Origin of the sequence: Sphingobacterium sp. PCS056, assembly GCF_023273895.1 — a bacterium.
GTDB lineage: Bacteria > Bacteroidota > Bacteroidia > Sphingobacteriales > Sphingobacteriaceae > Sphingobacterium.
In genome coordinates this window covers 1,281,457-1,306,504 of sequence record NZ_CP096883.1, presented here as the reverse complement: position 1 = coordinate 1,306,504, position 25,048 = coordinate 1,281,457, and the positions used below count along the sequence as shown (strand labels likewise).

Below are 25,048 nucleotides of genomic sequence, written 5' to 3'. Positions count from 1 at the left end.
TATCCAATTTATCTAAGTTGAATATAAAAACATTTTAAACCACTATAAACGAGCAATTTATTTAAAAAAATAAGTTATAAATCTTTCCTAATCGACAGATAGCATATAACCGATACCTCTTATATTCGTAATCTTGATGCGGGCATCTTTATTTAGATATTTACGGATCCTACTGATAAAAACATCCAAACTTCTACCCGAAAAATATTTATCATAACTCCAATACGTTTTCATGATATCTTCTCTTGGTACGACTTGATTTCTATTTTCATATAAGCTTCGCAATAATTCACTTTCCCGGTAAGACAATTTAATCGCTTCTCCATGGTAACTCAATGTCTGCTTGAGACTGTCCAGCACATAATCGCCAATCATCAAATTTTGGCTAAACTGCATTTTTGGACTATTTTTTAATAACGATTGAATACGCACAACAAGCTCTTCGATGCGAAAAGGTTTTTTCACATAATCATTTGCTCCTAGATGAAAGCCTTTTACCACATCATCCGTTTGTACGCGAGCAGTTAGAAAAATAATCGGAATTTTACTATCGCGCTCTCGAATATGAGTAGCCAGTGTAAAACCGTCCATAACTGGCATCATCACATCAATCAACAAAATATCAGGCTTTTCCTTTTCGAATGATCGTAAAGCAGTCTGCCCTTCCTGACAATGTCTGACAGAAAAGCCATTCATTTCCAAACTATCTGTAACAATAAGAGCTAAACTAGGTTCATCTTCTACATATAAGATATCAATCATAATGCTATTATTTTGGTAATTTAATGATAAAGGTACTACCTTTATTTAAACTGCTTTTCACGGATATTTTTCCACCATGTTGCACAATAACCTGACGCACATAGGCCAAGCCTATACCAAACCCCTTTACCTGATGTAAATTTCCTTCGGGTACTCGAAAAAACATCTCAAAAATCTCTTTCTGATATTCTGGAGCGATGCCTTTACCCTGATCAGAAACTGTAAATTCAACCTGATCAGCATATTCTTGCACGGCAATTTTAATATCGACAGGATCTCCAGAATACTTAACGGCATTCTCTAATAAATTATTAATGACATTTCTCAAGTGGGAGATATCGGCATTGATCGATAAAAACGGAATATCCAGATCCAAAGATATGAGCACTTGTTTATTGACATTAATTCCAAAAGTGTTTGCCGCATCTTTCAAAACTTGAATCAGATCCACTTGACTTTTATCCAATTTCAGCCCAGTATGTTCGTCTACATCCAACTGTAAAACACGATCAATCATATCAGAGAGGTGATCAAGCTCATTTCTGGAAATCGCCAAATAGCGGTCCATCTTTTCATGATCATGCCTTACGCCGTACAGTTGTATTGCCTCAATAGCGGTCATCACGGTAGAAACAGGTGTCTTTAATTCGTGTGTCATATTGTTAACAAATGCTTTTTGCATCTCTGCAAGTCTATTCTGCCGAAAGATGGTCTTAAAAAGATAGATAAAAGAACCTATAAAAATACTGACCAAAAGAATAGCAATACCCAATTGCCAGCTAAGATCAAACAAGAGATTTTTCCAAACGTGCTTGAATTTGACGATCAAAAATTTACTTTCGACCGCGTCGATCATAATGGGCCGTGTCCAAGATAATTTTTTGGCTCTATATTCCTTCCGAATAGCGAAAAGGCTATCACGGGGAAATAACTCAGTCGTAATTTCATAATCAGCACGCACCCCCTTCGCTTCAAGTGCCGTATGAAATTTTTCTTTTATCTCAGCAATCAAAGCATCAGAGATCTTAATTTGTAAAAATAAATAAGGAGCCATAAGTTCGCCGCCAGATTTACCATTGAGGTGCTTTTGCTTATAATCCTGGTGCATGCCAGCATCTCCGCGCAATGGACGACCTTTATAACTAGAAACCAGATCTTTAAAAAGGGTATCAATTTCAGCATCCGTATATTTTGATCTCAGATTTTTGCGCAAAGTACCTAATGCCCCTCCTTGCTCCCTTTTGATATCGTTGCTGTGCGCTTGATAGACATCTTGAACTACATTAAACATGCTTCTTTCCGCTGAAGAAAGAAAGAGCTCAAGGCGATTATTATAGCTTCCGTATAACCAGATCGCCAGAATACTAATCATTCCGATACCGGTTAATACCGAAAGTGTTATCAATAATTTAAACTTATTTGCCATAATTAAAAACAAATTTAAATTACTAGATTTGCATTCGCCTTGGTAATTAACCATATTTAACAAAATATAACACTGATTAACAATGCGCATTGATTACATTTGCATTATTCAATTTTTAAGCATGATAAGAAACTTTAAGAGACGTAGTGTTCAATTTTTATTCTCAGCGTTATTACTGATAGGCATTTCAGCTTGTAATAAAGATATTTCGCTCTCTTTAGACAATTCAAGAGATGAATCCATGGGCATCGTTCCTGTTGATTCGATTCAAGTGAATGCATCTACTTATCAACTCGATGATGTACCCACATCAGGAACTGGAGTGATCCTCGTTGGAAAAAACAGCAATACAACTACGGGATCAGTTCGTGCATCTTCTTATATGCGTCTTGGAATTGGAAATATTACGACTGCTTCTATTCCAACTGCAGCGCAATATGACTCCATCACGTTTGTTTTAAAACCCAATAAATATTTTTACGGAGATACCACGAAAACGCAGACAATTGCTGTTCACGAAGTGAAAGAGCAAATTACGTTGAAAGAGGTCAACTCAGGTTCTGATATCAATGAAAGACCTGTGTTTGTAAGTGGTGCAGCTATTTACAATAATCAAAAGTTTGCCTATGATCCTAATGCATTAGGAACCTTATCGTTCAAACCTTTTGTTCACAGATTGGATTCGGTTTCTATTAAATTAGACAATACATTAGGCAACAAATTATTTTCTTATATTAAAGCAGGTAATTCGGCTATATCCTCAAATGAAAATTTTGTTGAGTTTTTTAAAGGTATAGCACTTGTACCAGGAAATAATAACACGGCCATCATTGGTTATTCCGATACTGTTGTCATGCAGATCCATTATAACTTTATCAATGAAGAAGGATTTAAAGTAAATTCGGTCGCTAAATTTAACTTAGCAGATAAGACACATCAATTTAATAATGTCGAAGCAAATCGTGAAGGGACAGCCTTCAGTACCTTAAGTATCACTAATCCAGAACTCAATAGTAGTGTGACTGATGGCGATGTATTTTTGGAAGGTAGCACAGGAGCTGTAGTAAAAATAACTTTTCCCACACTTTTGGCTTTAGTTAACGATCCAACTGTAGCGATCAATAAGGCAGAACTCGTTATAGAGACAGACAGTAAATATCATAACTCATTTTTTAACTCGCCATCAAGTTTGATTTTGATGGTAGCTAATTCAGGTGGAAATCCGATTAGTATGATCAATTCACCATTTACTACAACAGTGCAACAAGCTGCTTATATAGGAGCTAGTGACTTTGGAGCAAATGCAAAATATACGTTCAATTTGATTGAATATTTAAATAATATCAAAAAACAAAGCTATTATAATACATCTTTATTCTTAAGTGTACCTACAACAGGATTATTCTCAAATACAGATCAACTTATAGTAGCAAAAGACGCAAATAACAAACCAAAAATAAAATTAAACATCTTATATACTAAATTTTAACAGTTTATGAACAAGAAAAATTGGCTACTAATATTATTAGCGTGCGTCGTAACTTTCTCTACTTACTCTTGTAAATCAAAGGATGATAATACAGATGAGGTAGTGGAGTGGACTAAAGGCTCTGCTTTCGATGGTGGCGCAAGAAGTGGGGCAGTATCTTTCTTAATTAACAATATTGCTTATGTAACTACTGGTATAGCAACGGAAAGTAGCGTTGCTGTTCGCAAAACAGATACTTGGGCGTATAGTGCTTCCGCAGGAACTTGGTCTAAAAAAGCTGACTTCCCTGGTATTGCTCGTAACAATGCCGTTGCTTTTGCAATTGGTAATAATGGGTATGTAGGTACTGGTTTTGATGGAACAAATGCATTATCAGATTTTTACAAATATGACGTTTCGGCTAACACATGGACGAAAATAGCAGATCTTCCTGCTGATGCTGCTCGCTATGGCGCTGTTGCTTTCTCAATAGGTGGATTTGGATACGTAGGTACAGGTTCTAGAGGTAATGACAACGATACTAACGTTAAATCTTTCTACAAATATGATCCTACTGCTAACACTTGGACTTTAGTGGATAGCCCATTAGAATCAAATAGAAGATATGGATTTTCTTTTGTCATCAATAACATTGCTTATGTAGGTGGTGGTCTTGATAATAGCTCATACCCAGAAGACTTCTTTAAGTTTGATGGTACTAAATGGACAAAATTGAATGATTTAAATCGTGACGATAACTCTTATACATATAACTTAACACGTTCTAATACTTCTGCTTTTGTATTAAACAACTTAGCTTATGTAGTAGGTGGTAAGAAAACTTCTGTTATCAACACCATTTGGGAATATAATCCTTCTACTGACGTATGGAATGCTGACAATCAAGTTTTCCAAGGTTCAGCAAGACAAGATGCTGTTTCATTTGCGATTGACAATGTTGGCTATGTAACTACAGGTCAAAACGGATCAAACAAATTCTATGATACTTGGAAATTTGTTCCAGTAAAATAGTATAATACAAGATTATTAAACAGAAAAGGGTTTGTATCGTGTGCTACAAACCCTTTTTTACGTACAAATTATGGTAACCCGCAATCATGGTCTACCAGTATACACTCGTCATCATAACAACTGAGAACGCAGCTCTAAGTCGTCATCAGATTCGCAACAGCTTGAGTAACGAGAAACCCTGATAAGCAATCGATATAAGCTCTATTAAGGCGACCAAAATCACCTCACAAAACAGCCATTAGACTTAAAAAGTATACTGCCTGATCGTATGAATAACAAAGAAATCATTAGCACTCCCTTATGGCCCAATGGAAAGCAACTTCTATATGCGAACACAACGTATGCACTATAAGTCCATGTTAAATCCGTGTTAAGTCCGTGTATTTAGTGCTGCTAAGGTATAAACAGAATACTTCGACTGTACAGGCAAGTATCACTTTTGCACAGTGGACCCAAATCTTTACCCCAGATCTCTAACTAGAAATAGCACTAAAATTGGGTATATCTATCATACCGCGTGCAAAGTACGACCGTTGATAACGCATATCGGTGAAATATGCTCATACGTTACTAGAGGATCATGATGACTGTCATCTCCCAATAACTGCACCCTATTGAATAATGAGGTCTTTGGTTGAATCATGCCCATTGAGTTGAAGTTTTCTATTGTTAAAACAGGTATAGGGAAAAGCATAACTTTTGTAGGTCAAAGGGGTGGAGATTATATCGTCAATTTGAACGATTAAGCCTACTAGGGTATAAACTGGCAAATGACTCCATTGGTGGAGATCAATGTTACCATAATAAGTGAGCTAATTGGCTAAAATGTAGCAGCAGTGGATATTGAGGCTGGGCACCGTTCAGCATCCGATCGACTGGAAGATGAGAAAACAAAAAGGAGCTATAACAGGTGTTACAGCTCCTTTTCTTATATCCATTAAGAATTAAATTAATCCTTTTTCTATCAGTGTTTCTGCAATTTGAATGGTATTCGTAGCAGCACCTTTACGAAGATTATCCGCAACCACCCACATGTTTAATGTATTTGCCTGTGATTCGTCACGACGTATACGTCCGACAAAAACTTCGTCTTTTCCATGTGCATCCTTTGGCATTGGATATTGCAAATTAGATGGATCATCTACTACAATGACACCGCTTTGCGCGGATAAAGCTGCACGAACATCTGCTAGATCAAAATCATTTTCAAACTCAATGTTTAAAGATTCTGAATGTCCTCCAATTACTGGAATACGCACTGTGGTTGCTGTTACTTTTATCGAATCATCTCCCATGATTTTGTTTGTTTCCAAAATCATCTTCATTTCTTCTTTGGTATATCCATTTTCTTGAAATACATCAATTTGAGGAATGACATTTAAATCGATCTCATATGCATATGCTTTCTCGCCATCCTTTATACCAGCACGCTCGTTCATCAATTGATCAACTGCTTTTACACCCGTACCGGTTACAGATTGGTATGTAGAAACAACAACACGTTTAATTTTATATTTATCATGTAGCGGTTTTAATGCAACGACCATCTGGATTGTAGAGCAATTAGGATTTGCAATAATTTTATCTTCGGCTGTTAAGACATGTGCATTCACTTCGGGAACGACTAATTTCTTAGTCGGATCCATACGCCAAGCAGATGAATTATCAATAACTGTTATTCCAGCAGCGGCAAATAATGGCGCATACTCAAGAGATGTACCACCTCCTGCCGAGAATAAAGCAACATCAGGTTTTAAAGCAATAGCTTCAGATGGTGTAACCACCTTATACTTCTTTCCCTTAAAATCAATTTCCTTACCCTTACTACGCTCTGAAGCTACTGGAATTAATTCTGAAACTGGGAAATTGCGCGCTGCTAACACTGTTAGCATCTCAGTACCTACAAGGCCTGTTGCGCCGACTACTGCGACTTTCATCTTGTTACTTTTTCTTTAATTTGTTATGAAATTTTTCTATAAATATTCTAAATAGAATATTGTTATTTCTCAAACTTACGAAATTCGAGCTAAATATTTGATGATTATTGCAAAAAAATAGGGAAATAGATATTAATATCAATAAGTTAAAACGATTTTAATAAAATATCTTAAAACAATGCGGTATTTAAAAGTCAAACTAGTAATCAACAAAGCTCCTTTAAGGGCGGATATATAGGCATCGCGCTCATCAAGAGGAGCAACACTCCAAAGAGCTTCTTAACGGATATCATCTTTTGACCCGGGGTAGTAATGGTATGAGAATTATGATCACAAATAAGAGGTCCAAAAAAAATTCATAAAAAATGCATCCAACACACTATTAAAGTTGTATAACAATACGGTAAAATCGGAGATTTAAAAACGAAATAAATTGATTTGATAAATCTGGTCAAGTTTAATGAAAAAAAAGCAATCGATTGCTTTGTAATGTCAAGAAAGAAAATGAAAAAAATATCAATAAATTCGATTAAAAAAAGGTCCGGAAAACGGGTGTAAAACATCAAACAACAGCACAAGAACAGTTTGATAATAAATACTTTACCAAACAATTAGTATTGGAAAAAGAAGATTATAAGCTACTTTTGAAACATTGATTAGGATAATAAAAATACTATATTTGCATCGATGAAAGAAAGCATTATTATAATCGGTGCAAATGGCCAAATCGGAACTGAATTGGCTACAGCTTTAAGAGAAAAATTTGGTACTGAAAGTGTCGTTACTTCCGACATTAGGGAACCTCAAAATTTAAAGGACGGGGAAATTTTCGAACCCCTAAATGTACTTGATAAAAGTGCGATAGAATCCTTATTTCAAAAATATAAACCCACACAAGTATATCTATTGGCCGCAATGCTATCGGCAACTGGTGAAATATATCCCAAAAAAGCTTGGGATCTCAATATGAACGGTCTTTTGAACGTGTTAGACCTAGCTGTTGAATATAAGATCGAAAAAATCTTTTGGCCAAGTTCAATCGCTGTATTCGGACCACATTCTCCGAAAACAGATACAGATCAATATTGTATCATGGATCCAAACACGATCTACGGTATTAGTAAATTGGCAGGCGAAAGACTTGTCGAATGGTATCAAGAGCACCGTGGATTGGATATCCGCAGTATTCGCTATCCAGGTATTATTTCATGGAAAGCGGAACCAGGAGGTGGAACGACCGATTATGCTGTACATATTTTTTATGATGCATTGAAAAAAGGTAGTTATGAATGTTTTCTATCGGAAGATACCGCTTTACCGATGCTGTATATGGATGACGCGATTCGTGGCACTTTGCAACTAATGGATGCTCCAAAGGAAAGTTTAACGATTCGTTCAAGTTACAATCTTACGGGGGTAAGTTTCACTCCAAAAGAACTTGCTGAAGAAATTAAAAAAATTCTTCCTAATTTTGCAATCACTTACTCGGAGAATGATCCTAGACAGGCGATTGCAGATTCATGGCCTGCTAGTATTGAAGATTCTCCAGCGAGAGCGGATTGGAATTGGAAGCCTGCTTTTGATTTAGCAAAGCTTACTGCCGATATGATTGAGAATCTTAAAACAAACAAACTATAACATGGGAAGAGCTTTCGAATTTAGAAAAGAACGTAAATTTAAACGCTGGGCCAAAATGGCCATCCAATTTACGCGTTTAGGTAAAGAAATTGCAATTTCGGTGAAGGAAGGTGGTCCTCATCCAGAGTCAAATTCTAGATTACGTACAGCGATAAACAATGCGAAAGCTGTAAATATGCCTAAAGATCGCGTAGAAGCGGCTATCAAAAGAGCTTCTGAAAAAGATTCTAAAGGCTATGAAGAATATGTATATGAGGGATACGGTCCACACGGTGTACCGATCTTAATTGAAACAGCAACTGACAATACCAATAGAACTGTTGCCAATATACGCAGCTACTTCACCAAAGCTGGTGGCACCTTGGGTAAAACTGGATCTTTGGATTTTATTTTTAACCGTAAATCTTTGTTCAGATTCCCCGCAACTGAGGATGTGGATATTGAAGAGCTGGAACTGGAACTTATCGATGGTGGTCTTGAAGAATTATATTTAGAGGCCGATGAGGAAGGAAATGATGTTGTAGTTGTTCAAACTTCATTTGAAGATTTTGGAAATATGCAACGCTTATTGGAAGAGAAAGGTATTGCGGTTTCTTCTGCCAAGTTAGAACGCATCGCTTTATCACACACTGATATTTCGGAAGAAGATGCGGCTGATGTGTTAAAATTGATAGACAAAATCGAAGAGGATGATGATGTTCAAGCGGTCTACCACAACATGGCATAAGTACAAACTTATTATAATACAAAGAAGAGCGTAAAGCTCTTTTTTTATGCCAAAAATTTAGCTTTAATCCTTTTGAGGCTATTAAAGATTAATAAAATACTATACATTTGTAGTAGACTAAATGTTTTCAGGATGACTTTTGAAGAATTTTTCGCTAAAAAAAAGATTGACTTAGCTGCTTTACAAAAAGCAGATCAATCACTATATGAAGAATTTAAAAAACATTATGTTGCTATGGGGCCCAAAAGTTTTGATCATACAAAGAAATTTTGGTTTAATAGGCTCCGTAAAAGTTATCATGTAGCAGAAACGATTGTCGACAAAAAAGAAGTGCAACCAGCTAGTGAGAAAGAACAGCAGTCTGTGAAAGCAGAAGCCAGTCCTGCAACTACTACAGCTACAGGCTTTAAACCTCGTTTTAAAGCTCCAGTAATAGCAAAGGATAGCATACCTCAAGAACTTGAAAATCCAGAACGTACTCTTGAAAAAGCTAATGAATCGACAACCACTAAAGAGGACATAGCTAAACCTGCTGGATTTAAGCCCCGTTTTAAAGCTGGGGTGACTAAACCGGCCACAGTAGCACAGGATACAACACCTGTTGGTCAACAGGCCGAAGCACAAGCTGATCCAACTGCTGCATCCAATAATGCAGCACAAGAAACAGCAACTGATCTTCCGACAGAACCAAGCAGCAAACCTGCCGGATTTAAGCCTCGTTTTAAAGCTGGAGTAACGAAACCGGCCACAGCAGCACAGGATACAACACCTGTTGGTCAACAGGCCGAAGCACAAGCTGATCCAACTGCTGCATCCAATAATGCAGCACAAGAAACAGCAACTGATCTTCCGACAGAACCAAGCAGCAAACCTGCCGGATTTAAGCCTCGTTTTAAAGCTGGAGTAACGAAACCGGCCACAGCAGCACAGGATACAACACCTGTTGGTCAACAGGCCGAAGCACAAGCTGATCCAACTGATGCATCCAATACCGCAGCACAAGAAACAGCAGCTGATCTTTCGACAGAACCAAGCAGCAAACCTGCCGGATTTAAGCCTCGTTTTAAAGCTGGAGTAACGAAACCGGCCACAGCAGCACAGGATACAACACCTGTTGGTCAACAGGCCGAAGCACAAGCTGATCCAACTGATGCATCCAATACCGCAGCACAAGAAACAGCAGCTGATCTTCCGACAGAACCAAGCAGCAAACCTGCCGGATTTAAGCCTCGTTTTAAAGCTGGAGTAACGAAACCGGCGACAGCAGCACAGGATACAACACCTGTTGGTCAACAGGCCGAAGCACAAGCTGATCCAACTGATGCATCCAATACCGCAGGACAAGAAACAGCAGCTGATCTTCCGACAGAACCAAGCAGCAAACCTGCCGGATTTAAGCCTCGTTTTAAAGCTGGAGTAACGAAACCTGCGACAGCAGCACAGGATACAACACCTGTTGGTCAACAGGCCGAAGCACAACCTGATCCAACTGATGCATCCAATACCGCAGCACAAGAAACAGCAGCTGATCTTCCGACAGAACCAAGCAGCAAACCTGCCGGATTTAAGCCTCGTTTTAAAGCTGGGGTGACGAAATTAAAAAATAAGGATACGGATTAAAAAAACATTTATTTTTTATACCTTCATTTAATTACATTTGTATATAAATAATTTCGACTATATAAACTATCTGTCATGTTAAAAGAGGAAAGACAAGCTTTCATTATACACCAAATCAATTTACATAATAAAGTATTATCGTCAGACTTAAGCATTCAGCTCAATGTTTCTGAAGATACAATCCGTCGTGATTTAAATGAATTGGCAGAAAATGGAAAAGTACTAAAGGTATATGGAGGTGCATTATCAAAGTCTTTTCAATTTCCATTTCAAGATGGAAATGTATATGCAAAAGAAGCTAAAAAAGAAATTGCAAGAAAAGCCATTTCTCTACTTCAAAATGGAATGACAATTCTTGCTGGGGGTGGAACAACTATGATCGAGTTGGCTCGACTTGTTCCAGATAGTCTTCAATGTACTATTTTCACCATCAGCCCCTTAGTGGCCTTAGAGCTAGCAGAAAAGCCAAATTTAGAGGTTATTTTAATTGGTGGCAAATTATCCAGAAATACGAATATTGTATCAGGATCCCAAGTAACAAACGAATTGTCTGATATTAAAGTTGACATTTGTTTATTAGGAACAAATAGCCTTTCCACGCAGGATGGCGTAACAGATTCGGATTGGGAAGTTGTACAGATCAAAAAAGCAATGATTAAATGTTCCAGTAAATTAGTGATCCTCAGTATTGCAGAAAAATTGAACTCGGTTCAAAAGATGAAAGTGGTACCCCTTCATGATGTCAATTATCTTGTCACAGATCTAGATCCAGAACATCCTAGTCTATCTGAATTCAAGAGTGCTATTAATGTACTCTAATCATTTACGACTATATTCTCATGCAAACCTCTAAAAAAAATCAGTAGGTTTGCATCATAATGAAAATACCAGCATTACCAGGATTTAATCCAGAAGCATTCGAAAAATATTTCAAAAACACAGGTTGGCTTTTGTTAGCCCGTGTTGGATCTCTTTTTGTTAAAATGTTGGTGACCTCATTTGCCTTGCCTTCCTATCTTGGAAGTGCAAACTTTGGTACTTACAATTATCCTCTGGTCTTATTGGCCTTTTTTACTGGAATCGCCACCATGGGTACCGATGGATTGATCACGAGGCAACTATTACAGCATCCAGAAAGAGAAGATGTACTCTTGGGCTCTGCCCTACGCATTCGGATCATAACTGGTTTTTTAGTTTTGCCACTTGTTTACCTCACCTATTTCCTCATCGCTCATTTTGCACCAGAAGCTCCTGCGGCCTCTTTCAAACAGGTTGCACTTGTATCATTAATCTGTATTATTCAAGCCGTACAGATCATCGATAGCTTTTTTCAGGCACAGGTAAAGGGAAAAATGATTATGATGGTACAAGTTGGAGGTAATGTACTTTCTGCTGCAATAAAATTGATACTCATCCTCGTAAAAGCTCCTTTAGATGCTTTCATCTGGACACTAGTTTTTGATGTCATTATTTTACAGATTGGCTATCTAGCGCTTTACCGTAAACTTGGTCATCGTATTTCATCCTGGAAATATGATAAAGCGACTGCTAGAGAGCTGATCAAACTAGGTTGGCCACTAGCATTTTCCTCCTTGTTTATCACCTTTTATATGAAGATAGATCAACTCATGATCGACGCTCTATTGGGGAAATCGGCATTAGGGGTTTATTCTATTGTAGTAAGTCTCAGTGAAAGTTGGTATTTCATGCCTGTAGCAATTTCTACATCCTTATTTCCTGCTATTATGAACGCCAGGAAAGGAAGCCCTGAATTATACCAGAAAAGATTGGGTAACTTATACGAGCTCATGGTATTTATCAGTTTATCAGTTGCTTTGGTAGTTACATTACTCGCACCTTTTCTTTTTAAATATTATTATGCTCCAGAGTATGGAGAAGGATTACATACGCTCCAAGTGCATATTTGGGCAGGTGTATTTACATTCTTAGGCACAGCGAGCGCACAGTTTCTCATTGCTGAAGGGCTTACCAAAATCACCCTCTACCGCACGGCATTCGGAGCGCTTATCAATGTTGTATTGAACTACTTCTTAATTCCTAAATTTGGAATTATTGGCGCGGCTTATGCTACTTTAATCGCTTATTTTGCTTCTACTTTTTTCTTACTATTCATTAAGAGAACTCGGCCAAATGCGATTCTGATGATCAGATCACTTTTTTTACTAGGATTATTATCTACTGTAAAAGATAAATTTTTAAAAATAAATCGTTAAGTTTATTTCTACTATAAACTTAAAAATATGGAAAAAACAGGTAGTTATCGATCCTTACTGAATAGCAAACTCATAAAAGGCCTGCTCTCTTTGGCTTTTAAAGGATATTTCGTAGAAACAGGCTGGACAAACTCCTATTTAAAAAAAGAATCATTAGATCCCAACGGTAATCCTATTCCTTGGTTAACCTATTCTTTCTTAGACTTTATCGATGGTAGATTAAATAAAGAATTATTACTTTTTGAATATGGTGCAGGTAATTCCACCTTATTTTATGCAAAGCATGTCAAAAATGTGACCGCTGTCGAACATGATAAAAATTGGTTTGAACGTATTAAAAATCAAATGCCTGCAAATGTAACAATAAAAAATATTGACTTAGAGGCAGATGATTATGTGCATGCAATCCTACAACAAGATCAGCTTTTTGACATCGTTATTGTTGATGGCAGGAAACGAATATCTTGTTGCAGAAACGCTATTAAGAGATTAAATGATACCGGTGTCCTCATATTAGACGATGCGGAAAGAAAACACTATCAGCCCGCTATAGACTATCTGCTACAACAAGGATTTAAACACATCCCCTTCTCAGGAATTGCAATAGGTGCAATCCATAGAAAGGTAACCTCTCTATTTTATAAAGAAAATAACTGCTTAGGAATATAAGAATGTCAACAGCACCTATTATCTTATTTGTATACAATCGACCGGATCACACATTACGTACCTTAGAGGCTCTAGAGAAGAATGATTTAGCTTCTTCTTCCGAACTGTTTATCTATTCGGATGCTCCAAAGAATGAAAAATCAAAACCTGCCGTAGATCAGGTGAGGGAGATTATCAAGAGCGATTGGAAGTTTAAAAAAATACACCTCATTTTCCGCGATACAAATTGCGGGCTGGCAGCCAATGTAATTGATGGCGTATCCAACATTGTCAAGCAGTATGGTCGGATTATCGTTCTAGAGGATGATCTCACCACTTCCCCATTCGCGCTCAGCTATTTTAACGATGCTCTGGATCGTTATCAGGATAAAGATCGTGTGATGCAAATATCAGGATACGGCTACCCCTTGAAAGATTTAGAGAATCTACCTGAAACATTTTTCTTCAGGGTGGCAAATAGTTGGGGATGGGCCACATGGGATCGTGCTTGGAAACATTTCAACGCCGATATTCATCAGTTGACCGATGACTTTACGATAGAACAAATTCATCAATTCAGTATAGAAGGAAAGGAGAATTTCTGGAAACAGGTGCAGGAATTTAAAGCGGGAAAGATTAATTCTTGGGCAATCCGCTGGTATGCCTCTGTTTTTAAAAAGAATGGTTTGGTACTCTATCCCAGAAATTCATTAACCCAAAATATTGGCAATGATGGTTCTGGTACACATACCGCAGCCGAAAATACCTACAGGGTGGTACTTGCTGATAAAAAAATAACGGAATTTCCACTAGAAATACAAGAGCATACACAAGCTTATGAATCAATTAAGTATTTTTATGCCCATAGAAAAGGTTCACTCTTGCAAAGAGGAATCCGTTTTGCCAAAAAGAAAATCAACGAACTAAAAAAATAGTATGTATAACAATCCTAAGTTTTCCATCATTACAGTCGTTTATAACAATGTACGGGATATCGAACATACCATCAAATCCGTTGTTAACCAAACGTATAAACATATCGAATACATTGTCATTGATGGCGTCTCTACCGATGGTACCTTGGATGTGATCGAAAAATACAAATCAAATATCGCTATTCTTGTGTCCGAAAAAGATAAAGGAATTTATGATGCGATGAATAAGGGTCTAGCACGTGCAACTGGGGATTATGTTCTTTTTTTAAATTCGGGGGACGAACTGTACAGCAAAGAAACATTGGCTAATATCGCTGAAGTAAGTGAAGGTGCTGATATCTTATACGGTGAAACCTTTTTGATAAACGATCAACGTGAAATCATTGGTGAACGTAGACATCAAGTTCCTGCACATTTTAATTGGAAAAGTTTTCGTTACGGCATGAACATCTGTCATCAAGCAATTTATGTCAAGCGTACCATTGCCGAACCCTATGATCTCCGGTATACCTTATGTGCAGATATTGATTGGGTAATAAAAGCTGCTAAGAAAGCTAATATATGTGTTAATGCCAATCAGCATGTCGCTCGCTATCTGGTCGGAGGCATGTCCAAACAAAGGCATCGAGAATCTTTAAAGGAACGTTTTGAAATCTTTCAAAAATATTATGGTACGATTCCCAATCTATTTAATCACCTTGTCATTGCTTTCAAAATGATTGTATATCGTATCAAAAATGGTAATCCCGCAGACTAATGATGAATCCTGAAATATTAACAGAACTCGTAACAGTAAAAATGCCTTTTGGAAAATACCAAGGCTATACGTTATGTAATCTTCCCGAACCTTATCTAGTGTGGTTTCACCAAAAGGGTTTTCCAGCAGGAAAGTTGGGAATTCAATTGGGCACTCTTTATGAGATAAAATTAAATGGATTGGAATATCTATTGGATCCTTTGAAGAAAAGGTAATGAATATCATTTATTTCAATCATATTTTTTTATTTTATCATGGTATTTGTTCTTCATGGACTGATGAGAAAATGTTAAAAATTGCATAATTTCCAATTTTTAACTAAGTTTGCGCTATAATTCATTTACATTAAACGCCGTTTGCAGCGGTATCAATGAAAACTATGGCACACTATCAAACATTACTGTACTATTGCTACAGTCCCATTGCTGACGCAGAAAAATTTGCGACGGATCACTTAGAATTTTGTAAATCATTAAACCTAGTTGGACGTATTATTGTTGCTGACGAAGGTCTAAATGGTACGGTTTCGGGCTCACCTGAGTCTTGTCAAGCCTACATGGATGCTATCTATGCCGATGGTAGATTTAATCATACCGAATTCAAGATTGATGATGTAACAGAACCGTCTTTTATCAAGATGCACTGCCGTTACAAAACTGAAATTGTACACTCGGGTTTACGTGATCCAAAAATAATCGATCCAACACTGAAAACAGGGATTCATCTTGAACCGAAAGACTTCATGGAAATGAAAGATCGTGATGATGTTGTTGTGCTCGATGTTCGCTCGAATTACGAACACAATGTGGGTCGCTTTAAAAATGCGGTGACATTGGATATTGAAAATTTCAGAGAATTTCCAGAAAAAGTAAAAGAACTGGAACAATACAAAGGAAAAAAAATCTTAACCTATTGCACTGGTGGTATTAAATGTGAAAAAGCTTCAGCGCTATTATTAGCCGAAGGTTTTGAAGATGTTTACCAACTACATGGCGGAATTATCAAATATGGTAAAGAAGCGGGTGGTAAAGATTTTGATGGGAAGTGCTATGTATTTGATAATAGAGTGACCGTTGATGTTAACTCGATAAATCCAGTGGTTGTATCTACTTGCAAAAATTGCGGTAAACAAACTCCCAAGATGATCAATTGTGCTAGTCCAAGTTGTAATGAGCACTTTACACAATGCGACGAATGCGGAGAAAAACTAGAAGGCTGTTGTTCAACAGCTTGTCAAGAAGATCCACTAAAGCGTCCGTATGATGGTACAGGTTATTATGTGAAAATACCTCAACCTGTTAATATCGAAAAAATAAGCAAAAGAAAACATAAAAACTTTCCACCTAAAGTTAGTTTAGAAAATTCCTTATAAATAACAAAAGGCTTGAACAATCTGTTCAAGCCTTTTGTTATTTAATATTCTATAATCAGCTATTGCTCCACCAGTTTTGTCGCTTTTTCATGCTCTATTTCCGTAATGGTCGAGGTCTTGCTCATCTCTACATTATTTTGATTACGAGCTACTGTCCAGCGTCCTAAAGTTAGATTATATTCACCTCCCAAACTTACGAAATAACCCACATCTGCCGTATTGTACTTTAGAAATAATTGATTTGTTCCTTGTTTGAAGAAGGGTTGAGATTCCATCGTTAAAGGATTGATGACATCATAAAAATCATTATTTGTAATACGATAACCTTTATTTCCTTCCCAAAGGGCTCCTCCACCAGAATTATATAGCACATCGACGGGCTTGGAATCTTTTGTCACGGTGGTTCCTTTGAAAACAGCAATACCAAAGGCATTGCCACTGTTGGCTAACAATCCTGAAGTTTTATTTCCAAAATCAAATCCATTATTTTCATTGTAATCATAATTTAACACCCAATTGGAAGTTTCCAAACTTGTGGAAGCGCTTCCATTGATCATCTGATATTTTCCTCCGACATAAAAGAACGTACCTTTACGAGCGATACCTGTTGTTAAATTAAACTTGTACGTTCTCATACCTCCAGTTGCCCACCCATTCGCTGGTGCACCCGTAGGCGTTGAAGCATTGGCATTATTGCTCACAACCACGGCATAAGGTGTTTTCGAGAAATCGATATCTTCTGTAGCCATGAATTGCATATATTCATAGTTAGTATCTGAACCTTTAACATCACTAGCAAAACCTGTGATCACAATGGATGCGAGTTCAATTTCAGAACTTAGCATCAAAATATCTTCTTTTGCGCGACATCTCAGATAAGGAGTACGTAGACCTGTACCACCTTCCTGACTAAAAACAATCCCATAATAATTCCCGAGAATATATGGTGATTGTTGGGAAAATTCAGCCTTTTCATTGGTTACTAACTTTATGTTTGCAAAACCGTCATTCAAGACTTTAGTTCCAGATAGTACATCTCCAGCTTTCGGAATTGGATTAAACCCTCCCTTTAAAATAATAACCAAAGTACTTTCATAGGCCTCGGGATTTTCCAATATGGCCTTTGAGGTCACCACATTGTTTTTAATCGGTCGTCCAGAAGCTACCTTTAAAATTTGATTTTCTCTGATATTTTTAAGTTTCAATAGACCATCCTCCCTCAAAAGTTGACTGCCTATAATATCAATAATGACCGAATCTCCAGGTTGATAATTCATTGCAGCATCGCCAAGATCGATTGAAATACCACGCAACTTTCCTAAACGTCTTGTATCTTGTACGACTAATAATCCATCAGGCAGATTGCCGCCTTTATGATCGGATACGACTAGTGCTGCTAACTTACTGGAACCACCTAGTTTTTCTGCATCTAGTGTTACTACTTCTCCTTTAAATAGAGCCCGAAGATCAAAGATACCAATGTATGAACTAATTGTTGCTCCTGGATAATTGGTGTCTTGACATGATGTCATGGCCACCAGAACCACCATCACTTTAATAATATTAAATAATATTTTTTTCATCTTAATTTCTATTGAATCAGCTATTCAGGTTTTTGCCACCAGACTTTGGTATTAATCAGATCAGCTCCTTGATTAGCAACCGCTTCTTTATAGCTATTCGGATTTGAGGACTGTACGATAACTGGATACACCATTCTTGCTGGCATTTCACCATTATTTTTCAAACCTGGACCTTTTGGTAAAATTGGATAACCGGTTCTGCGATGTTCAAACCATTGCTGCATATCCACCATAAAAAGTGCATAATATTTCTGCAAATGCAGACTTTGCATTTTTTGGGCGACAGTTTTACTATCGTCCCACTGTATGTCCGCATTCGTTAGGTAATCTTGCACCGGAAGTGCCCAATTGGGAATCCACAGCTTAATGTTGTTTTCTACTCCACTCTTATAGTGAATTTCGGCAGATCCGGAAATCCAACCTCTGATGATTGCTTCTGCTTTGATAAACTCGACTTCAGCATAATTCATCAACATACCAGTCAATGGTTCGGTTTGTAAACTATTCACCCCTGCATTTTGATCGTAAGAATAGAAATAACTCAACTTTGTGTAATCTTCTGCGTTTCCAGCAGCATAGCCGCTCTCTACGCCAATATAGTTTCCAGATACAGGTGCAATACCCAATCTGTTGACACTACTAATCCCATATTCCGGAATGTTGAGACGTGGATCGTTCCAATCTCGTAGATGATCAATAAAGAAAGATGCAAGAGAAGTAGCACGGAAATCCTGTGCCCTAGTTCCCATAAATGGTGATACATAAGCTCCTTGCCCAGTCCATCTTAAAACGGCAACATCAGCATTACTGCTCATGATCGGATACTCATTTGGATTATCTTCTAGAATCTCTTTTATCTTATTAATTGCATTGGGACCGACCTCTGTTTTGTGTGCAATACGAAGCAATAACCGCAGGTACATGGAATTTGAAAATTTGCGCCATTTCAGAACATCTCCTGAAAAAATGGGATCACTAGATGCTTCAAGAGCATCACCTGCTTTGAATAATTGATTTGCCTCTTCAAATTTTTCAAACATACCGGTGTAGATATCCCGTTGTTTATCAAACTGTGGTTCCAAAATAAGGGAATCTCTCCCGATTAATGCCTTTGAATACGGGACATCACCGTAGGTATCTGTCAATATGGAGAATAACCATGATTGACCAAGTAGTGCAACTCCTTGATAGGATCTATTAAGACCTATTCCTTCTGAGGCTGCCAGATACATGTCGTTAAAGTTCATAAGCTGCTTGTAATGTTGATCCCACAGATAGCTTGACCAACTTGGTCTAAAGTCATAACGAAACACTTTACCATCTCCTTCACCAATAGAAACCGTTACTTGCATCAATTCATTGGTAAAACTTCTATTTCGACTCATATTGGCTGTGATTGCATTTAAAAATGCATTGGCCATAAATTGCGAAGGGTAAGCATGTGTTGTTTTTACAGGATCTGTATTTAAGTCTATGAAACCCTTATCACAGGCCTGAAGACTGATCGATAATGCCAAGAAAGCAAAAGATATTTTTTTTATCGTATTATTCATTGTATTTCAGCTTAAAAACCCAAGACTAAATTAAACCCTATTGTGCGTGTTGAAGGAAATTGAGCGATTTCAAAACCTTTCACAATATCTCCACCATCTAATGTTCCAAACTCAGGATCAAAGGCTGGCCATTTAGACCAAATAAATAGGTTTCTTCCATAAAGACCGATTGTCGCCCTATCTAGACCCCATCGTTTTAAAACATCTTTTTTGAAAGAATAATCTAATCTTGCTTCTCGAAATTTGATAAAATCGGTTGGGAATGTACTTCCTTCGGCATTGTCTTGACCATAATGTGAACGATAATATTCGTCAATATTGGTTGCTACTACATCATTTTTGCGATATGTACCATCACCATTGGAAACAACTCCATTTCCAATAATACCATTATAACGACCTGGAAGTGTATTTTTTGTTTTTCCTTGTTCAGCGAGTTTATAATGTGTCAAAGAATGACCAACTGCTCCCCACTGCGTGTCGAATAAGACATTTAATCTAAAATTTTTGTAACTAAATGTATTTCCTAAGCTTAATTTACCTGTAGGAATTGTGTTACCTAAATAGACAACTTGCTCTGTTAATAACGCTACACCTGTTTTTTCATCGTATATCACCTGGCCATCTGGAGCACGTTGATATCCTATACCGTACATATCACCCATACTTCCCTCTTGTAAGCCTACAATTTGACCACTTCCAACTGAGCGATACTGAAGCACAATCGAAGAGTCGGGAATGGACATAATTTTATTGGTATTAGCACTATAGGTGATACTCGATGACCAATTAAATCCGTGTTTATTGACTAACTGATTGGTATTGACAGCGATTTCCAATCCTCTATTACGAACTTCTCCCATATTCATCAGGTATCTGGAGTAACCTGATGATGGATCTATTGTACGGTAAAGATGTTGTTTACTTGTATTCCCCTGATAAACTGCGACATCAATATTTAAACGATTCTTAAACATGCGAACATCTGTTCCAAATTCTATTGATCGTGTTGAAAGCGGTTCGATATACGGATTGACGAGTGTAGATGGGTTCTGCAAGGAGCCTCCAATCAGTGGGTTACCACCGACATATCCAAATTGTGTCATATAGGGAGCATCAACACCCGACCCTACCCAAGCAACAGAGGCACGCAATTTTGCGAAATTAATAGTTTTGGGTAATGAAAATACTTCTGATAGTACCAAACTACTATTGAAAGAATTATAGAAGAACCCAACATTTTTATCAGGAACGATGGATGTTGCTAAGGTACTTGACCAGTCCATACGCCCCGTTGCATCAAAAAATAAATAATCTTTGAACCCTGCGGTAATTAAACCATAAAAACTATTAATTTCAAAATTTCTAATATCCTGAACACTTTTGATACCGTACTTATTATTGGTATGGTTATATACTCCTGGAAAAGTCAAGCCATCCGAGGCCAGGGATGTCATTCGGTAATTATTACGCAGTGTACCACCACCTCCTGTAGCAGTTATTTGCCAATCTTCATGTATTTTTTTATCATATTTCAATAAGAAATCGAGATTGGTTTCTTTAGAAAAGATTTCTTGTGTACGATAACTTCCTTCGGCCAATTTAGAACCAGCATCATAAGGTCTTAACTGTCCTCGGTCTTCACTGGAAAAATCTATAGATGCTCTGATCTGTGCACTAAATTCTTTTGAAAACTGATAAGAGGCTTGTGCATTTCCGGTAAATGTATTACGGTTATTACGGTTGATAAATTCATAAGAGATCGCATACGGATTTTCAGGGTAACTGCTGAATGGATACATGATTTTCCGGTCCTCTTTGCCTTTTACCCAATAATCTTGTAACCAGTTCACATCCGCACTAGGTTGCCAAAAGATATACCAATACATCAACGATTGATTACCATAACCTGCTCCAGGAAGATTATCACTATGACGGTTATTATAACTGACCTTAGAAGTGATACTCAATTTATCACTAACTCTAGAATTGACCGATAAAGCGACGGTATTGCGATCATAACCTGTATTGGGAACAATCCATGTATTACGAACATTCGTTGCAGAGAAACGTGCATTGGTTTTTTCTGTTCCACCATCGATCGAAATGGTATTCATATACGTTTTGCCAACGTCAAAAAAACTATTGATATTTTTATAAGGTTTCCAAAGTGTCCGCTCTGTTCCTACTGCTTGAAGATTGGGATCATACTGAAAAAAGTACTGACCATCAAACTTAGGACCATAAGCAGAACTAGTACCACTTGTACTCCCTCCATCAATCGAAGTTCCATATGAGTAATAATCTGAGCCTCCTGTACCCTGGCCATACTCATATTGCAGATCTGGCCAACGATTGACGCTTTCAAATGAAGTATTTGAATTTAATGTTATCCCTAATGACTTTCCATTTCTTTTAGCACCTGATTTAGTCGTGATGATCACTGCACCATTGGCTGCTTTTTGTCCATAAAGAGCTGCTGCTCCCGGTCCCTTTAATACCGAAACACTTTCGATATCTTCCGGATTTAAGTCATCCATCCCTGAACCATAATCTGCGGGCATATTATCACCTCCAGTGCCATAAATAGCATCCGAAACATTACCTGATCGTCTGCCTGACCCACTATTGATAATCACACCATCAACAACAATCAATGCTTGGTTTTCTCCAGTTAGATTATTCTCTCCACGTAAGATAATCTTAGTTGATCCAACTGGTCCTGCTCCTGAACGCATCAGATTGAGTCCAGCAACTTTACCAGAGAGCGCATCCATCCAGTTACTCGAAACGGCATTGGTAAGCTCCTCACCTTTTACAGTACTAACTGAATAACCGAGAGACTTTTCTTCACGCTTGATACCTAATGCCGTGACAACCACTTCTTCTAATGCGCGCTCGGTGGTGTGTAATTTGATCTCAATATGGGAAGATGGTTTAATCACATGTTCCTCATGACTCCGGTGCCCCAATGACTTAAAAGTCAAAACAGTTCCCTTAGCAACATGCAATGAAAATGCCCCATCTTTATCCGTCTTTCCAACGCTCTTATTGCCATTTAGAATAGAAACATCAACAAGTGGTCGCCCATTTCCACCCACTACTTTTCCTTGAAAGGAAACACTTTCTTGTTCCAAAATTGTTGGTAATACTTGAGTGTTGAACGCGAGATCTGACGCAAAAAGAGAATGAGAACTGCATTTGAGTATACTACATACAAGCAGTGCATTTTTTAAATGTGATAGGTAATAATGATTCATGCAAAATTGTTTTGTCAACGGGTTTTACTTCCGCACAAAAATGCAATCACTATATTAAGATAGCCCTAGTTTTATGTTAACATTATTTTACTAAATGATGGGCTATATAAAGATGATGTTAATTAAAATGCACAAAAAAAGGAGTAAACTTAAAATTTACTCCTCTTATATCATAATCTTTATGAATTAAATCTGATCAAAAGACCATTTTACATAATTTATGTTCTTATCGACGGCCAAATATTTTTTTTCATAATATGTCTTAATCGATAATACTTCATTGACTAAATCAGAATGATATAAATCAGCAGTTTCTGCGTGTTTATGCAATCCCAAAATTTCAATCTGTTCCAAAGTATAATTGTAGAATCCATCATTGTCCGTTTTAAGATTCATCAATCCACCTTCTTTTAATACAAACTTATAACGACCTAAGAAGGTAGGGTTTGTTAAACGTTTTTTCTCACGGCTTTCTTGTGGTTGCGGGTCTGGAAATGTAATCCAAATTTCAGAAATCTCATTTTCATCAAAGTGCTCCAATATAGTCTCGATCTGAATCCGCAGAAAACCAACATTATGAATCCCTTCTTCAATAGCTGTTTTAGCACCTCTCCAGATACGATTTCCTTTATAGTCCACACCAATAAAGTTTTTCTCGGGAAAAAGCTTTGCCAGATTGACCGTATATTCACCCTTTCCACAAGCCAATTCTACAACGATTGGATGATCATTTTTAAAGTGAGATTTTGCCCACTGACCTTTAAGTGCTTTACCTGCATCCAGTTCTACCACATTGTCAAAAGTACCAATCTCCGCAAATTTTCTAAGTTTGTCTTTACCCATTACAATAAAATATCCTGCAAAAATAACCTTATTATTGCACTAATCAATAGTTTATGTGGTAATTTTAGTTGATACCCGTATTACTGACTTCAATCGATGTGATTGGTATTTTCAAGCATTGGTAACTTTTAACAAAAATGACAAGTTGTACTTGAATAGAAATTGCGATCATCTATTGATTGATCTGGCGTTACTCTACTAACCAGATCAAAATCATCGAATGTAAATAGATTCAATTTTAAGAATAAAAGGCCAAAATGATCTCAAGTTAAGAAAAACATATAGTCTAATAGGTTTCACTATAAGATGGAATACCATATTCATTGACCTGATCTTCAATGACAGGAGGATTCTGAATGGTACCTTTTCTTTTCTTATTTTTTTTAGGTTTGATAAAATTGGTAACTTTTCCTATAATACCAGAAATACTATCCTGATTGACTTGACCAAGAGCTTTTTCTGAAGCTAATAACAACAGTGCTTTTTTCAAAACACCAGCTTTTTTAAAGAAAAATCGATTCATGACAAAAGGAACACCAATGCGCAATACTTTGGTTAACCAATCAGAATCTGTACCTCCACTATTTTTAGCTGGAGAGAAAAGTCCCGTAATCAAATTTAATCCCGGAACATTGGCTTTCACGACATTAAAAATACGCATGGGAGTTTCAATTTTATGATTTAACAAGGTCATCTGCGACTTCAAATACGCTTCTTGTTCACTTTTTAAAACTTTAAGACGAGTGATTTCCGCCTTAAGCTCTGCGAGGTTATGAATTTTGCTTTGTTTCGTCATCTTCTACATTTTCTTGTTTCACACTATTTTCTTCTTCCTCTAATTCATCTGTCCATTTGGCAGAAAATCGACGAATTGACAAATCCATAAATCTAGACTCCAACGTCGGCTCAAATACCCGAATCAAAACGAGTATAAGCAAAAATATAACTGCCGTAGCTAAAAAACCTAAAGAATTGCTTCCTAATACTTCTCCTAAATAAAATCCCAAAGCAAGACATAGAAAGAATACAATAAATAAACTTAAAATTATTTTTGCACCATCAACAATCAAACTTGCAATTAAACGAGAAGATCGCTCCACTGTCTTTAGCCGAATTAAATTTAATTGCGAATCTAAATATTCCTTTGTCTTTTGGAATGTACCACTTAGCGAGAATTTTTCTTCTTCCATTTATTTCTATTTTAAGAATCAGAGGCTAGGCCTCTGATTATAGTATTGATAATAATTTCTTTA

21 protein-coding genes are annotated in these 25,048 nt (G+C 37.1%); 12 read left to right on the top strand and 9 right to left on the bottom strand.

Annotated features, from left to right (window positions below):
• Positions 1-87: 87 nt before the first annotated feature.
• Together MUB18_RS05580 and MUB18_RS05575 are read right to left on the bottom strand one after the other, a co-directional pair.
• Positions 88-762 carry a response regulator transcription factor gene (locus tag MUB18_RS05580; protein WP_248755200.1) on the bottom strand — a complete coding sequence of 225 codons (675 nt, stop codon included), beginning with the start codon at positions 760-762 and terminating at the stop codon, positions 88-90.
• 7 nt (positions 763-769) lie between these two features.
• Positions 770-2,188 carry a sensor histidine kinase gene (locus MUB18_RS05575; RefSeq protein WP_248755199.1) on the bottom strand — a complete coding sequence of 473 codons (1,419 nt, stop codon included), beginning with the start codon at positions 2,186-2,188 and terminating at the stop codon, positions 770-772.
• A 121-nt stretch (positions 2,189-2,309) separates the two neighbouring features.
• On the opposite strand from MUB18_RS05575, the gene MUB18_RS05570 reads away from it, so the two are divergent.
• Both MUB18_RS05570 and MUB18_RS05565 read left to right on the top strand, forming a co-directional pair.
• Entirely contained in the window at positions 2,310-3,677 is a 1,368-nt protein-coding gene (locus tag MUB18_RS05570) for a DUF4270 family protein (RefSeq protein WP_248755198.1), read from the top strand.
• A gap of 6 nt (positions 3,678-3,683) precedes the next feature.
• Positions 3,684-4,688, top strand: a complete 1,005-nt coding sequence (locus MUB18_RS05565; protein ID WP_248755197.1) for a Kelch repeat-containing protein — start codon at positions 3,684-3,686, stop codon at positions 4,686-4,688.
• 944 nt (positions 4,689-5,632) lie between these two features.
• Here the strand turns inward: MUB18_RS05565 and MUB18_RS05560 are convergent.
• The gene (locus MUB18_RS05560; RefSeq protein WP_094772760.1) at positions 5,633-6,625 is read right to left on the bottom strand and encodes an aspartate-semialdehyde dehydrogenase; all 993 of its coding nucleotides are present in this window, start codon (positions 6,623-6,625) and stop codon (positions 5,633-5,635) included.
• A 687-nt stretch (positions 6,626-7,312) separates the two neighbouring features.
• Here MUB18_RS05560 and MUB18_RS05555 point away from each other — a divergent pair.
• The 10 genes from MUB18_RS05555 to MUB18_RS05510 all read left to right on the top strand — a co-directional run bounded on the left by MUB18_RS05555 (position 7,313) and on the right by MUB18_RS05510 (position 16,556).
• Entirely contained in the window at positions 7,313-8,263 is a 951-nt protein-coding gene (locus tag MUB18_RS05555) for an NAD-dependent epimerase/dehydratase family protein (protein WP_045754060.1), read from the top strand.
• A 1-nt stretch (position 8,264) separates the two neighbouring features.
• A complete protein-coding gene (locus MUB18_RS05550; RefSeq protein ID WP_045755492.1) occupies positions 8,265-8,990 on the top strand; it encodes a YebC/PmpR family DNA-binding transcriptional regulator in 726 nt (241 codons plus the stop codon).
• A 132-nt stretch (positions 8,991-9,122) separates the two neighbouring features.
• Positions 9,123-10,610 (top strand): hypothetical protein, encoded by a 1,488-nt coding sequence (locus MUB18_RS05545; protein ID WP_248755196.1) that lies wholly within the window; start codon positions 9,123-9,125, stop codon positions 10,608-10,610.
• A 75-nt stretch (positions 10,611-10,685) separates the two neighbouring features.
• The gene (locus MUB18_RS05540) at positions 10,686-11,429 is read left to right on the top strand and encodes a DeoR/GlpR family DNA-binding transcription regulator (protein WP_045755164.1); all 744 of its coding nucleotides are present in this window, start codon (positions 10,686-10,688) and stop codon (positions 11,427-11,429) included.
• Positions 11,430-11,488: 59 nt separating this feature from the next.
• Positions 11,489-12,844: a flippase gene (locus tag MUB18_RS05535; RefSeq protein ID WP_045755163.1), complete on the top strand. Its 1,356-nt coding sequence runs from the start codon at positions 11,489-11,491 to the stop codon at positions 12,842-12,844.
• 27 nt (positions 12,845-12,871) lie between these two features.
• On the top strand, positions 12,872-13,513 hold the full coding sequence (locus MUB18_RS05530; RefSeq protein WP_045755162.1) for an FkbM family methyltransferase: 642 nt from the start codon (positions 12,872-12,874) through the stop codon (positions 13,511-13,513).
• A 2-nt stretch (positions 13,514-13,515) separates the two neighbouring features.
• Entirely contained in the window at positions 13,516-14,427 is a 912-nt protein-coding gene (locus MUB18_RS05525; protein WP_248755195.1) for a glycosyltransferase family 2 protein, read from the top strand.
• Position 14,428: 1 nt separating this feature from the next.
• On the top strand, positions 14,429-15,184 hold the full coding sequence (locus MUB18_RS05520; RefSeq protein ID WP_248755194.1) for a glycosyltransferase family 2 protein: 756 nt from the start codon (positions 14,429-14,431) through the stop codon (positions 15,182-15,184).
• Complete coding sequence (locus MUB18_RS05515) at positions 15,184-15,399, top strand: DUF3820 family protein (RefSeq protein WP_045755159.1); 216 nt, start codon at positions 15,184-15,186, stop codon at positions 15,397-15,399. The genes MUB18_RS05520 and MUB18_RS05515 overlap by 1 nt, the downstream gene beginning before the upstream one ends.
• A 164-nt stretch (positions 15,400-15,563) precedes the next feature.
• Entirely contained in the window at positions 15,564-16,556 is a 993-nt protein-coding gene (locus MUB18_RS05510; protein WP_248755193.1) for a rhodanese-related sulfurtransferase, read from the top strand.
• Positions 16,557-16,615: 59 nt separating this feature from the next.
• On the opposite strand, the gene MUB18_RS05505 is transcribed toward MUB18_RS05510, so the two are convergent.
• The 6 genes from MUB18_RS05505 to MUB18_RS05480 form a co-directional block, all read right to left on the bottom strand.
• Positions 16,616-18,139, bottom strand: a complete 1,524-nt coding sequence (locus tag MUB18_RS05505) for a DUF5689 domain-containing protein (RefSeq protein ID WP_248755192.1) — start codon at positions 18,137-18,139, stop codon at positions 16,616-16,618.
• Positions 18,140-18,159: 20 nt separating this feature from the next.
• Positions 18,160-19,692, bottom strand: a complete 1,533-nt coding sequence (locus tag MUB18_RS05500) for a SusD/RagB family nutrient-binding outer membrane lipoprotein (protein WP_248755191.1) — start codon at positions 19,690-19,692, stop codon at positions 18,160-18,162.
• An 11-nt stretch (positions 19,693-19,703) separates the two neighbouring features.
• On the bottom strand, positions 19,704-22,952 hold the full coding sequence (locus tag MUB18_RS05495; protein ID WP_248755190.1) for a SusC/RagA family TonB-linked outer membrane protein: 3,249 nt from the start codon (positions 22,950-22,952) through the stop codon (positions 19,704-19,706).
• A 186-nt stretch (positions 22,953-23,138) separates the two neighbouring features.
• Positions 23,139-23,795: a tRNA (guanosine(46)-N7)-methyltransferase TrmB gene (gene trmB / locus MUB18_RS05490; protein ID WP_248755189.1), complete on the bottom strand. Its 657-nt coding sequence runs from the start codon at positions 23,793-23,795 to the stop codon at positions 23,139-23,141.
• 286 nt (positions 23,796-24,081) lie between these two features.
• Positions 24,082-24,591 (bottom strand): hypothetical protein, encoded by a 510-nt coding sequence (locus tag MUB18_RS05485; RefSeq protein ID WP_094771689.1) that lies wholly within the window; start codon positions 24,589-24,591, stop codon positions 24,082-24,084.
• Positions 24,566-24,985: a hypothetical protein gene (locus MUB18_RS05480; RefSeq protein WP_045755153.1), complete on the bottom strand. Its 420-nt coding sequence runs from the start codon at positions 24,983-24,985 to the stop codon at positions 24,566-24,568. Before MUB18_RS05480 ends, MUB18_RS05485 begins: the two co-directional genes overlap by 26 nt.
• Positions 24,986-25,048: the final 63 nt, after the last annotated feature.